Below are 10,889 nucleotides of genomic sequence, written 5' to 3'. Positions count from 1 at the left end.
GCACCGGGGTGGGTGCGGGGCGCGGGTTCGGCGCCGGGGCGACGGGGGTGTCGAGGCCGCCGAGCCCGGAGAGGACGTCGAAGGCGATCTCGCCCGTCTGCCACAGCGCGAGGATCTCCCCCTCGGTCACCGGGCGCACGCCGGGGTTCTGCAGCGCGAGGCCGTTCGCGAAGGTGAGGGTGTTGTAGCCGTCGTCGGCGGCGCGGAGCATCAGGTTCGACGCGACGCCCGCGCCGACGATGCGATCGAGCCCCTGGCCGAAGAAGTAGAAGGTCCACAGGCCCCACAGGTCGGCGCCGTAGATCCGCTTGCTCCGCTCCGGGATCACGTTGCCGTTCTTCGCGATCGAGTCGACGATGCGGTAGAAGTCGAGCGCGTTCGCCGGGGTGCTGCGGGTGTGCGCGACGGTGTACGCGAGGTCGACGGTGATGTGCGCGTTGTAGCCCGCCATCGCGACCCGCCCGGGCGGCAGCTCGCACCGCGCGGCCAGCCGGAAGTAGTTGCCCCACCACTGCGGCACGGCGCCGCCGGTCCACTGCGCGTGGACGGCCCGCAGGTAGCGGCTCACCAGGTCGATGGACAGCGACTTGGTGTACCGGGGGTCGTCGAGGCCGGCCTCGTTGCGCTGCGTCGGGGTGACGGCATCGCGGATGACGCCGTCCATGCCGACGCCGAACAGGCCACGCCGGTCGCGGTGGGCGCCGAGGATGTCGGCGATGGCGCGCTGCCGCACCGTGAGGTCGTCGAGACTGGCGAAGGTCGGCACCATCGGGAGTGCGGCCGGATCGGAGAGCGCGATGATGCGCTTGTTCTCCGCGGGCGTCAGCGCGGTGCCGCAGTAGGGCGACGGTGCCGCGGTCGCCGACGGGGCGGAGACCAGCGCGACGGTGACGAGGGCGGCGGCTATCGTGCCGGCGACCCGCGCCGACCGTCGGGGCATCATGCGTACTAGACCTCCGCGAGCGGTACGCCGGGATCGGCGAGACGAGCGGCGTCGACCACCCGGCGGGACGTGATCAGCGCACGCACATCATCGCCCACGTCCCACACGTTCACGTTCATACCGGCCAGAACGCGTCCTTCCTTCAGCCAGAAGGCGACGAACTCGAGGGCGTCCACGTCTCCGCGGATCACCACGTCGTCGTACCCGGTCGAGAGGCCCAGGTACTCCATCCCGAGCTGGTACTGGTCGGTGAAGAAGTACGGGAGGCGGTCGTAGACCTCGGATCCGCCCAGGATGTTGGCGGCGGCCACGCGCGGCTGGTTGAGGGCGTTGGCCCAGTGCTCGACGCGCACGCGCCGGCCCACCGTCGGGTTCTCGGCCGCGGCGATGTCGCCGACGGCGAAGACGTGCGGGTCGGAGGTGCGCAGCCCGGCGTCGACGGCCACGCCGCCTTCGGCGGTCTCCAGGCCGGCGGCCTCCGCGAGCTCGACGTTCGGCATCGCGCCGATCCCGACGAGCACGGCGTCGGTCTCGATCGTGGTCCCGTCCTCGAGGACCAGCCCCCGGCCGCCGGGCTCGACGGCCCGCACGCCGGTGCCGGTGCGCAGGTCCACGCCGTGGCTGCGGTGCAGATCGGCGAAGACCTTGCCGAGCTCGGGGCCGAGGGCGCCGAGGAGCGGCTGCTCAGCGGGTTCGACGACGGTGACCTCCAAGCCGGCCCCGCGGGCCGCGGCCGCCGCCTCGAGCCCGATCCAGCCGCCGCCGACGACGCCGAGGTGACCGCCCTTGTCGAAGACGGCCCGCAGGGCGTCGCTGTCGTCGAGGGTGCGCAGGTAATGCACCCCGTCGGCCCCGGGCAGCGGCCGGGCTCGGGATCCGGTGGCCAGCAGCAGGTCGTCGTAGGGCAGCGACTCCCCCGTGTCCAGGCCGACGGTGCGCGCCTCCCGGTCGAGGGACGTCGCGCGGACGCCGGTCCGCACGGTGACGTCGTGGTCGGCGTACCAGGCGGCGTCGAAGGTGAAGACGCTGTCGCGCTCGGCCTTGCCCTGCAGGTAGTCCTTGGACAGCGGGGGTCGCTCGTAGGGCGGATGGGATTCGGCGCCGATCACCGTGATCGGACCGTCGTGGCCCAGATCCCGTAGCGCCTCGGCCGCTTTCGCGGCCGCCAATCCTGCTCCGACGATGACGATCGCACCCATGTCCTCGACCGTAGACCCGTCCGCCGACGAGGGGAACCCCTCGAATCGCCGTAACGGGTGCACGATTCGTCCGGTTCGCTACGCTCGGACCATGGAAGTACTACGCAACGTAATAGTTCTGGTGCACATCGTGGGCTTCGCCGTCACCTTCGGCGGCTGGGTCGCCTCGGCGGCCGCGGGCCGGTTCCGGTTCGAACGGGTCATGGACTACGGGCTGCTGGTCTCGCTCGTCACGGGCCTCGCGCTGGCCGCGCCCTGGCCCGCGGGAATCGAGCTGAACTACCCCAAGATCGGGATCAAGCTCGTCATCCTGCTCGTCCTCGGCGGCCTGCTCGGCATGGGCAGCGCGCGGCAGAAGCGGACCGGCGAGGCCGTGCCGCGCGGGATGTTCTACGCCGCGGGCCTGCTGTCGCTGACCGCCGCGGGACTCGCCGTCATCTGGTGACGCCGCGGATGTCGTGGACGTAGTCGCGGAGCTCGTCGAGCTTCTCCTTTGCGGCGACGAGCTGCGCGATCCGCTCGTCGAGCACGGAGCGGCGTTCGCCGATCCGTACCAGTGCGGCGTCCAGCTCCTCGGGCGCGGCGTCCCCCTCGCCGCAGACGATGCCCACCAGCTCCGCCGTCTCCGTGGCCGACAGCCCGGCCTCGATGAGACACCGCGCGTCCGCAACCGTGCGCACGTCCTCCTCGGTGAACACCCGATAGCCGTTCGACTCGCGCCCCGGCGCGAGGATCCCCGTCTTCTCGTAGTGCCGGATCATGCGCGGCGTGGCGCCCGTGCGGGCGCACAGGTCACGCATCCGCAGCCCGGGCTTGACCATGACACTGGTGTCAGAGTTCATGCTCTCAGTATGACGAATCAGCAGCAGCTCCGCGCGGTCGTGGTGACCGCCCACCCCGACGCCGACTCCGCCACCGCTTCCACCGCCGCCGCCGTGGCCCGCGGACTGCTCCGCGGCGGGTACGCCGAGGTCGAGCGGCACGACGTCCTCGCCGCCGGCTTCGACCCGACGTTCGGTTCGGCCGACCACGCGGCCTACCGCGACCGCACCGCCGTCCCCGCGGACGTGCGGGCCGAGCAGCGCCGACTGGAGGAGTTCGACGCGATCGCCGTCGTCTTCCCGGTGTACTGGTGGGGCCTCCCCGGACCACTCAAGGGTTGGGTCGACCGCGTCTTCACGCGCGACTGGGCGTACGACGACACGAATTCCGGCGCCGAGCTCGCGGCGCCGAAGCGCCTGTACTTCTTCCCGATCGGCGCCGTCGGCGAGTCCACGTACCGCAAGCACGGCTACCTCGACGGCATGAACGCCCAGCTGGTCGACGGCCTCGCGAACTACATGGGCGCGGAGGATTCCGGGCTGTTCCTGCTGGGCGACGGGGAATCGGACGATCCGGATCAGCATCGCGCCCGCGAGGTCGCGGCCGAGGACGCGGCCGCGGCGGTCGCCGCGCGCATCGTCGACGGTGCCGCCGCCTGACCCGTCGTCAACCAGCGGTTGACAAACACGTCACGTCAACTCATGCTTGACGCATGCCTCAGAGTGATCCCGTCAGCCTCGACGCCCTCATCCGCACCGTCCACGCGCTCCACCCGGACGGCGACGCGCTCGCCCACCTCGGCGACGCGGTCGCCGTCGCGGCGCACCTCGGCGAGACCGCCGACCACCTCGTCGGACACTTCGTCGACCAGGCGCGGCGCAGCGGCGCCACCTGGACCTCGATCGGCGAGTCCATGGGGATGACGAAACAGGCCGCGCAGCAGCGCTCGGCGCCGCCGAGCATCGACCCGTCGGCGCTCATCGACGCGACCGGCTCGCCCTACTCGCGGTTCACGCCCCGGGCGCGGAGCGTCGTGGTGGCGGCGCAGGACGAGGCGCGCGAGGCGGGGAGCCCGACGATCGACACGGATCACATGTTGCTGGGCCTGTTCCGCGAGCCCGAGGGCATCGCGGCACGACTCCTGCTCGGCCGCGGGATCACAGAGGAGGCGGTCACCGAAGCCGTCCTGCACCGCCAGATCTCGACGACGGACACCGACGAGACCCCGGAGCTCATCCCCTTCTCGCCCGCGGCGAAGAAGGCCGTCGAGATGGTGCTGCGCGAGGCGCTCCGACTGGGCCACAACTACGTCGGCACCGAGCACATCCTGCTCGGCATCCTGGCGGAGGGCACCGGCCCGGGCGCGGTCTTCCTGGCCGAGCGCGGCGTGGATCACGCGACGATCGACGCCGCGGTGCGCGAGGTGCTGTCGGCGTACACCCCGGAGTAATCACGATCACGCCGCCGCGCTGAGCGTCAGGAGACCCGTTCCGTGAGGGTGGGCAGGCCCTCCCCGCCCAGTTCGTCCAGGGCGACGGTGCGCCCGCTCACGGCGAGCAGGAGGGCGAGCAGCGGACCGGTGACTTCGGGGCCGTCGCCGAGCGTGACGTCCGCGTCCGTGGCGCGCAGCCGCAGTCCGGCGATGTGCTCCTTCGCTCCGCCCATGCCCTTCCCGGTGCGAGCCTGCAGCCGCAGGGCCCGTTCGACCGCCTCCGCCGGATAGTCGCCGACGACGCCGAGCGGCCGGCGGATGTCCTCGCCGTGCACGACGGCCTCGACGAGCCGGGTATCGAGCGGCGCGGGCGGGCCCGAGGTGCGGTCGACGAGCGAGCGGTAGCGGTCCAGCATCTCCGCCGCCGGTCCCAGCTCGCGGTCGACGCCGTTCTGGTTGTCCCGGTCGAAATCGAAGCGGGCCAGGATCATTCCCTTGATGAAACCCAGGCGCGTGGTGTCCGCGGTGGAGATCTGGTGCGCGACGACGTCGCGCACGCGCCACCCCGGGCACAGCGAGGGCGTGTCCCAACGCGCGTCGTCGACGCCCTCGAGGAAGGCGATCAGGGCGCGGCGTTCCGCGTGGACCAGCTGCCAGACATCGGACATGAGACTCCTTCGTCCCGCTCACCGTATCCCAGCGCGCCGCGCCAGGTACTCGCGTTCCGCAGGGTCCGTGGTGAGCGAGATCGTCTTGGCGTAGGCGGCGCCGGCGGTGGGATCGCCGAGGCGGTCGAGCAGGGACGCGCGGAGCGCCCACGCGGGCTGGAGCCGATCCACGCCGTCGAGGAGGTCGAGAGCATCGAGGCCCGCACGCGCACCGTCGGTCTCGGCGATGACGGCGGCCCGCGCGACGGCCGCGCCGCGCGTGGGCGCCAGGGCGACGAGTGCGTCGTAGAGGCGCCGCAGGTTCGCCCAGTCCGGCGCCTCACCCGGGCGGCGCGCGCAGTGCACGGCCCCGATGGCGGCCTCCAGTTGGAACCGTCCGACGGCACCGAGGGCGTGCGCCGAGCGCAGGTGCCGGTGCCCGGCGGCGATGAGGTCGCGATCCCAGCGCCGCGGATCCTGCAGCGGCAGTGGGACGTAACGTCCGTCCTCGTCGACGCGGGCGGGCAGCCGGGCGCTGGAGAGGTACATCAGGGCGGCGAGGCCGTGCGCCTCCGCGACCGTCGGGGCCGCCTCGGCGATGGTCCCGGCCAGCCCGAGGAGGAGTGCGTGGCGCTCGCGCGGCGGGGTGGGCCATTCGATCGAGTACGAGCCGTAGACGGCCTCGAAAACGGGCCCGAGGCGACCGGCGAGAGCATCCGGCTCGGGGACCGCGAACGGAATCCGTTCGCGCGCGATGCGCTTCTTCGCGCGGGTCAGGCGGGCGGCCATGGTCGCCGTGGGGATCAGCAGCGCCGCGCCGATCTGCTCGGCGGTGAAGCCCAGGACCGTGTTGAGCATGAGCGGCACGCTCGCGTCCGCGACGGCCGGGTGCGCGCAGACGAGGAGCAGGTCGAGTCGTCGGTCGGGGCTCTCGCCCGGCGCCGCGGCATCGTGCGCCTCCTCGTCGAAGGGCAGCGAGCGACGCTCGGCCGCGGACTTCCACCGGTCGCGCTGGCGGTTCCTCGCCACGGTGAGCAGCCATGCGTCCGGATCGTCGGGCGTCCCGTCGACGGGCCACCGCGTGAGCGCCCGCTCGAAGGCGTCCGCGAGGGCGTCCTCGGCGGCGGCGAGGTCGTGGGTGCGAGTCGCGAGCAGCGCGAGGAGCCGGCCGTACGAGGTGCGGGCTGCGTTCTCCGCCCGCACCTCGGCATCCCCGGTCATCAGTCCGCGGCGTTCCAGATGCCCTCGGCGCAGGCCGCGGCGACCTTGCGAACCTCGATCACCGCGTACTGGGTCGCGGGGTGCTTCTCGGCCCAGGCCAAGGCCGCGTCCTGGTCCGGCACGTCGAGCAAGAAGACGCCGGCGAGCGCCTCGCGGGTGTCGGCGAACGGGCCGTCCTCGATCCGGAGGTCACCGTCGCGCCGAGTGACGGTGACCGTTTGCGCCTGCGGTTCCAGGATCTCCGCGCCGACCAGAACACCCGCGGCCTGCAGCGCAGCGGTGTAGTCGGCCATCGCCCGCTGCATCTGCAGGATGAGCTCCTCCGGGACCTCGCCCTCGGCGGGTTCGGCGTTGTTGATCAGCAGTGCGTAATGCATGGTTCCTCCTCGTATCCACTCTGCCCCAGGGCGGGGCACAGTGATGACGATCGGGGCGCCGACGAATCGACAGCCCTCGCGAAGAACCTTCCTACCGGTCGGCGAGCAGCGCCAGGACGCCCTCCGCGACGGGGTGCGCGCTGGCGGGGTTCTGGCCGGTCACGACGGTGCCGTCGGTGACGGCGAACGGGGTCCATGCCTCGTCGGCCTGCACGTATGTGGCGCCGCGCTCAGCGATCTTCTCCTCGAGATTGAACGGGACGATGGCATCCAGCCCGGCGAGCAACTCCTCGTTCCAGGAGAAGCCCGCGATGCGCAGGCCGGCGATCAGCGGCGCACCGTCGGCCTTCGTGGCGCCGAGGAGCCCGGCGGTCCCGTGGCAGACGGCGGAGACGACCTTGCCCGCCGCGTCGAAGTCGCGGAGCAGCGCCGCGAGACGCTCGTCGGTCGGGAAGTCGAACATGACGCCGTGACCGCCGGTGAGGTAGATCGCGTCGAAGTCGGCGGCATCGACGTCCCGGAGCGAGGGTGTGTTCCGCAGGCGGTCCATGAAGGCGGGGTCGTCGTAGCGGGCGCGCGTGCCGCCCTGCGCCAGCACCTCGTGGCTGAGGGATTCGGGGTCGATGGGGACGAAGCCGCCCTCGATGCTGGCGATGACGGTGCTGTGGCCCGCGGCCTCGACGGCATCGACGAAATGGGTGAGCTCGCCGAGCCAGAGGCCGGTGCGGCGGCCGCTCACGGCGTAGGACGGGACACTGGTGGCGACGACCAGGATGCGGCTCATGACGTACTCCTCAGTTGGTTTGCGTGACAACTGAACGGTATCACAACTGATATGTGAATCAACTGATATGTGGCGCCTGCTAGGCTGAACGTGTGGCGGAGCACGAGGAGACCTGCGATTTCGGCTGGTCCGTGGGGGTGTTGAACAAGGCGTACGCGGAGGCGGTGGCGCCGATCCTCGACCGGATCCCGCGCGGGGTGCGCGGCTACCAGACGCTGTACGCCGCCGCGACGTACGACCTGCCGACACAGCTGGCGCTCGCGGAGTACCTGCTCATCGACAAGTCGGTGATGCCGTACGTGGTCGACGACCTCGTCGACGCGGGACTCGTGCGTCGCGAGCCCTCCCCCACTGATCGCCGGGCGCGGCGGGTCGTGCCGACCGATGCGGGGCTGGCGATGTTGCGCGATGTGGGCGCGGAAGTCACTGCCGCCGAGGCGGAGTTGCTCGGGCCGCTCTCCCCCGGCGACGCCGAGGTGCTGCGACGCGCGGTCGCCATCGTGGCCCGGACGTCGCGCGACGGCTGCGCGAGTTAGTCCCGCGTCAGGGCCAGGTGCAGCAACGGGTACGGGCGGCCCTCGCCGTCGGTCGCGCTACGGCCCGTCACGGCGAAGCCACTGTGCGCGTAGAAGCCGACGGCCTGCTCGTTCTGCTCGTTGACGTCGACGGTCCGCACGCCGAGCTCGCGGACGGCGTGGTCGAGAAGGGCGCGGCCCACGCCGCGCCCCCGGGCGTCGGCATGCACGAAGAGCATCGCCAGGTCCTCGCCGGCCGTGCCGGCGAACCCGGCCACGGCACCGTCGACCTCCGCGACGGTGAGCCTGACCTGCGGGAAGTAGTCGCTCGCGAGCCGCGCCTCGATGGCGTCGCGGTCGGCGGCGGCGAGGAAATCGTGCGTCGCGTCGACCGAGCTGCGCCAGACCCGCACGAGCACGGGGTACTCCTCGGGGCCGCGGACGACGCGGAGCAGGACCTCGGTCACCCGCTCAGCGCGGCGAGGGCGCGGTCGGCGTGGACCTGCATGTTCACCTCGGAGGCGATCACATCGGCGACGGTGCCGTCGGCGCGGATCGCGAAGGTGGTGCGCTTGGTGGGCATGCCGGCCAGCTTGAGCAGGCCGTCGCGCTTCACGCCGAACGCCGTGGCCACGACGCCGTCGACGTCGGAGAGGAGCGGGTAGTCGAGGCCGTGCTTCGCCGTCCAGTCCTGCTGCTTGGCGACGGCGTCGCGGCTGATGCCGACGCGCTGCACGCCCGCCTCCGCGAACTCGGCGGCGAGGTCGCGGAAGTGGCACGCCTCCTTGGTGCAGCCCGGCGTGAACGCCGCCGGGTAGAAGAACAGGGCGACGGGGCCGGCGGCGAGCAGGTCGCTCAGCTTCCGCGGGGTGCCGTCCTGATCGGGCAGTTCGAAGTCGGGCGCGGTGTCACCGGGTTTCATGCCGACCACGCTAGTCCTCCGTCCGCCGGAACGCTCCCGTCGGCGGCGCTCACAGGTACTGCCCGACCGGGACGGCCGCCAGCCAGCCACGGCGCCGCACCTCCGTGAGGAATGCCTCGAGGTCGGTGCCCGCATTGGCCAGGACGACGCGCCGAACGAGAGCGCCCACGTCGGCGCCGCTGGTCTCGGGCGGCAGGGCGTCGGCGATCGAGGCCACGTCGCCGTCGGTGAGGCCGAGGCCGACCGTGCGCCGTCGCAGGATGCCGATCAGCGCCTCGCGGTTCGGGTAGCCCACCTCGACGACGCTGTCGAAGCGCGTCGCGCGGGTGGCGGCACCGTCGAGTGAGCGCGGGTCGTTGGTCGTCGCGATGGTGAGCACCTCGGCGGACTGATCGACGCCGTCGAGCGCGTCGAGCAGCGACGCGAGCGCGGTGTCGTCGCCGTCGCCGCGGCGACGGACCGCGAGGTCCACGTCGTCGAGGATCACGACGCACCGTCCGAGCTCGACGGCCGCCGCGTAGACCGACGCGAGCCCCGCGCCGATCGCGGCCGCGCCGACGACGATCACGGTGAATTCGCCGACCAACTCGGCGGCGACCGCGCGGGAGACCGCCGTCTTCCCCACGCCGGGCGGCCCGCAGAGCAGCACACCGCGCGCGGCGCGGAAGCCGAGGCGCCGCAATTGCTCCGCGTGGGTGGTGACCGCGCGGACGGAAAGGTCGATCTCGGCCCAGACCCGGTCCGGGACGACGACGTCGGCGCGGTCTCCGGTGAGCTCGAATGCCCGGAAGGTCATGCCGCCGTGGAAGGAGACAGCGATCGCCCGCCCCTTGAGCGGGTTGAGTTCCTCTGCCGCGGCACGGATCCGGTCACGGACCGCCTCGCCGACAGCGACGTCGCTCGACCGGGTGACGACGCCGACGCTCAGCGTCTCGCGGTACTCGGTCTCGCAACGCAGCACGACCGGCGCATCGGCAAGGGTGCCCGCACGGAAGGCGAACGCCGCATCTCCGGGGATGCGATCGGCGCCGTCCCCCAGGTCGATCGAGAGCCAGGACGGCGGGTCCGTGTGGCAGGCCGGTCCCGACTCGGCGTCGTGCTCGGCGACGAGCCGCGACACGGCGAGGCCCACCGCGACGGCCGTCGCGGGCGTGGTCGCGATCTTGATGACCGTGTGCTGCGCCTCGAGGACGCCGAGCGCGTCCTCCGCGAAGGATGTCGCGGTACGCGGCGTCACGTGGGCATCACCGAGCAGCGCGCGGATCACTTCCACGGCGCGCGTCACGTCCCGGTTCTCCCCGGTCAAGTCGATGGGCATCGGACGAACGGTAGGCGGGGATGCCGTCCGGCGCCATCGAATATCCTGTCCGGCGGTAACCTCGGCGCATGAGCTTCACCGGATTCCCCGAGGCGGCGCTGGACTTCTACGACGACCTCGAGGCCGACAACTCGAAGGTCTTCTGGGAGGCGCACAAGGAGGTCTACAAGACCGCCGTCGCCGCCCCCATGGCCGCGCTGACCGAGGAGCTGGCCGACGAGTTCGGCACCGCGAAGGTCTTCCGCCCCTACCGCGACGTCCGCTTCTCCAAGGACAAGACGCCGTACAAGACACACCAGGGCGCCTTCATCGGCGTCGGGCCGGCCACCGGCTACTACCTGCAGATCGGCGCGCCCGGGGTGCGGGTCGGCGCCGGCTTCTACGAGGCGAGCCCCACCCGCCTGGCCGCGTTCCGGAAAGCGATCGACAACGACCTGTACGGCCCCGCGCTGGAGCAGGTCATCGCGAAGCTGCGCCGCAAGGGCTGGGAGATCGGCGGAGAGACGCTCAAGACCGCCCCGCGCGGCTGGGACGCCGACCATCCGCGGATCGACCTGCTGCGGCACAAGTCGCTCACCGTGATGCGCGACTACGGCTTCGAGGAGATCATCCACTCGCCGAAGCTGGTGCCCCAGATCCGCAAGCACTGGCGCGAGACCTCCGCCCTGCTCGACTGGCTGGTGGAGCACGGCGACGCCTGACCCCGCGC

15 protein-coding genes are annotated in these 10,889 nt (G+C 72.0%); 5 read left to right on the top strand and 10 right to left on the bottom strand.

Translation table 11 applies throughout. The features are described 5' to 3' along the window. Both ACM9LD_RS16680 and ACM9LD_RS16675 read right to left on the bottom strand, forming a co-directional pair. The coding region (locus ACM9LD_RS16680) for a DUF5995 family protein (RefSeq protein WP_415677697.1) at nt 1-943 on the bottom strand (943 nt) is incomplete at its 3' end. A gap of 5 nt (nt 944-948) precedes the next feature. Beyond that, nucleotides 949-2,142 (bottom strand): NAD(P)/FAD-dependent oxidoreductase, encoded by a 1,194-nt coding sequence (locus tag ACM9LD_RS16675; protein ID WP_415677696.1) that lies wholly within the window; start codon nt 2,140-2,142, stop codon nt 949-951. Nucleotides 2,143-2,233: 91 nt separating this feature from the next. On the opposite strand from ACM9LD_RS16675, the gene ACM9LD_RS16670 reads away from it, so the two are divergent. Continuing rightward, nucleotides 2,234-2,587: a Fe-S protein gene (locus ACM9LD_RS16670; RefSeq protein ID WP_068524502.1), complete on the top strand. Its 354-nt coding sequence runs from the start codon at nt 2,234-2,236 to the stop codon at nt 2,585-2,587. Here ACM9LD_RS16670 and ACM9LD_RS16665 read toward each other — a convergent pair. After that, entirely contained in the window at nt 2,577-2,984 is a 408-nt protein-coding gene (locus tag ACM9LD_RS16665) for a MerR family transcriptional regulator (RefSeq protein ID WP_415677695.1), read from the bottom strand. The two genes, ACM9LD_RS16670 and ACM9LD_RS16665, sit on opposite strands and share 11 nt — an antisense overlap. 9 nt (nt 2,985-2,993) lie before the next feature. Here ACM9LD_RS16665 and ACM9LD_RS16660 point away from each other — a divergent pair, with 9 nt between their 5' ends. Further along, complete coding sequence (locus ACM9LD_RS16660) at nt 2,994-3,623, top strand: NAD(P)H-dependent oxidoreductase (RefSeq protein ID WP_415677694.1); 630 nt, start codon at nt 2,994-2,996, stop codon at nt 3,621-3,623. Between the two features lie 53 nt (nt 3,624-3,676). Then, the gene (locus tag ACM9LD_RS16655; protein WP_415677693.1) at nt 3,677-4,414 is read left to right on the top strand and encodes a Clp protease N-terminal domain-containing protein; all 738 of its coding nucleotides are present in this window, start codon (nt 3,677-3,679) and stop codon (nt 4,412-4,414) included. A gap of 26 nt (nt 4,415-4,440) precedes the next feature. Here ACM9LD_RS16655 and ACM9LD_RS16650 read toward each other — a convergent pair whose 3' ends face one another. The 4 genes from ACM9LD_RS16650 to ACM9LD_RS16635 all read right to left on the bottom strand — a co-directional run bounded on the left by ACM9LD_RS16650 (nt 4,441) and on the right by ACM9LD_RS16635 (nt 7,425). Then, nucleotides 4,441-5,064: a maleylpyruvate isomerase family mycothiol-dependent enzyme gene (locus ACM9LD_RS16650; protein ID WP_415677692.1), complete on the bottom strand. Its 624-nt coding sequence runs from the start codon at nt 5,062-5,064 to the stop codon at nt 4,441-4,443. Between the two features lie 18 nt (nt 5,065-5,082). Then, nucleotides 5,083-6,264: an RNA polymerase sigma factor gene (locus tag ACM9LD_RS16645; RefSeq protein ID WP_415677691.1), complete on the bottom strand. Its 1,182-nt coding sequence runs from the start codon at nt 6,262-6,264 to the stop codon at nt 5,083-5,085. Then, a complete protein-coding gene (locus ACM9LD_RS16640) occupies nt 6,264-6,641 on the bottom strand; it encodes a YciI family protein (RefSeq protein WP_415677690.1) in 378 nt (125 codons plus the stop codon). Before ACM9LD_RS16640 ends, ACM9LD_RS16645 begins: the two co-directional genes overlap by 1 nt. 91 nt (nt 6,642-6,732) lie before the next feature. Then, on the bottom strand, nt 6,733-7,425 hold the full coding sequence (locus tag ACM9LD_RS16635) for a type 1 glutamine amidotransferase domain-containing protein (protein WP_415677689.1): 693 nt from the start codon (nt 7,423-7,425) through the stop codon (nt 6,733-6,735). Between the two features lie 92 nt (nt 7,426-7,517). On the opposite strand from ACM9LD_RS16635, the gene ACM9LD_RS16630 reads away from it, so the two are divergent. Continuing rightward, a complete protein-coding gene (locus tag ACM9LD_RS16630; protein ID WP_415677688.1) occupies nt 7,518-7,961 on the top strand; it encodes a MarR family winged helix-turn-helix transcriptional regulator in 444 nt (147 codons plus the stop codon). On the opposite strand, the gene ACM9LD_RS16625 is transcribed toward ACM9LD_RS16630, so the two are convergent. From ACM9LD_RS16625 to ACM9LD_RS16615, 3 genes are read right to left on the bottom strand one after another with little or no spacing between them, the layout of a single operon-like run. Further along, nucleotides 7,958-8,407, bottom strand: a complete 450-nt coding sequence (locus tag ACM9LD_RS16625; protein ID WP_415677687.1) for an acetyltransferase — start codon at nt 8,405-8,407, stop codon at nt 7,958-7,960. The two genes, ACM9LD_RS16630 and ACM9LD_RS16625, sit on opposite strands and share 4 nt — an antisense overlap. Next, on the bottom strand, nt 8,404-8,862 hold the full coding sequence (locus ACM9LD_RS16620) for a peroxiredoxin (protein WP_415677686.1): 459 nt from the start codon (nt 8,860-8,862) through the stop codon (nt 8,404-8,406). Before ACM9LD_RS16620 ends, ACM9LD_RS16625 begins: the two co-directional genes overlap by 4 nt. A gap of 49 nt (nt 8,863-8,911) precedes the next feature. Beyond that, nucleotides 8,912-10,180: an AAA family ATPase gene (locus tag ACM9LD_RS16615; protein ID WP_415677685.1), complete on the bottom strand. Its 1,269-nt coding sequence runs from the start codon at nt 10,178-10,180 to the stop codon at nt 8,912-8,914. Nucleotides 10,181-10,248: 68 nt separating this feature from the next. On the opposite strand from ACM9LD_RS16615, the gene ACM9LD_RS16610 reads away from it, so the two are divergent. Next, on the top strand, nt 10,249-10,881 hold the full coding sequence (locus ACM9LD_RS16610) for a DUF2461 domain-containing protein (protein WP_415677684.1): 633 nt from the start codon (nt 10,249-10,251) through the stop codon (nt 10,879-10,881). Nucleotides 10,882-10,889 lie beyond the last annotated feature (8 nt).

The sequence above is a fragment of the Tsukamurella hominis genome, assembly GCF_965137015.1.
In the GTDB taxonomy this organism is placed as follows: Bacteria; Actinomycetota; Actinomycetes; order Mycobacteriales; family Mycobacteriaceae; genus Tsukamurella; species Tsukamurella hominis.
The sequence above is the reverse complement of the archived record's forward strand: the minus strand, read 5'-3'. Positions and strand labels throughout refer to the sequence as shown.

Bases quoted from the DNA above. Each gene is read 5' to 3' on its own strand.
- ACM9LD_RS16655 (WP_415677693.1), top strand. From the start codon at position 3,677: ATGCCTCAGAGTGATCCCGTCAGCCTCGACGCCCTCATCCGCACCGTC.
- ACM9LD_RS16650 (WP_415677692.1), bottom strand. From the start codon at position 5,064: ATGTCCGATGTCTGGCAGCTGGTCCACGCGGAACGCCGCGCCCTGATC.
- ACM9LD_RS16635 (WP_415677689.1), bottom strand. From the start codon at position 7,425: ATGAGCCGCATCCTGGTCGTCGCCACCAGTGTCCCGTCCTACGCCGTG.
- ACM9LD_RS16610 (WP_415677684.1), top strand. From the start codon at position 10,249: ATGAGCTTCACCGGATTCCCCGAGGCGGCGCTGGACTTCTACGACGAC.
- ACM9LD_RS16620 (WP_415677686.1), bottom strand. From the start codon at position 8,862: ATGAAACCCGGTGACACCGCGCCCGACTTCGAACTGCCCGATCAGGAC.
- ACM9LD_RS16665 (WP_415677695.1), bottom strand. From the start codon at position 2,984: ATGAACTCTGACACCAGTGTCATGGTCAAGCCCGGGCTGCGGATGCGT.
- ACM9LD_RS16670 (WP_068524502.1), top strand. From the start codon at position 2,234: ATGGAAGTACTACGCAACGTAATAGTTCTGGTGCACATCGTGGGCTTC.
- ACM9LD_RS16660 (WP_415677694.1), top strand. From the start codon at position 2,994: ATGACGAATCAGCAGCAGCTCCGCGCGGTCGTGGTGACCGCCCACCCC.
- ACM9LD_RS16615 (WP_415677685.1), bottom strand. From the start codon at position 10,180: ATGCCCATCGACTTGACCGGGGAGAACCGGGACGTGACGCGCGCCGTG.
- ACM9LD_RS16675 (WP_415677696.1), bottom strand. From the start codon at position 2,142: ATGGGTGCGATCGTCATCGTCGGAGCAGGATTGGCGGCCGCGAAAGCG.
- ACM9LD_RS16645 (WP_415677691.1), bottom strand. From the start codon at position 6,264: ATGACCGGGGATGCCGAGGTGCGGGCGGAGAACGCAGCCCGCACCTCG.
- ACM9LD_RS16640 (WP_415677690.1), bottom strand. From the start codon at position 6,641: ATGCATTACGCACTGCTGATCAACAACGCCGAACCCGCCGAGGGCGAG.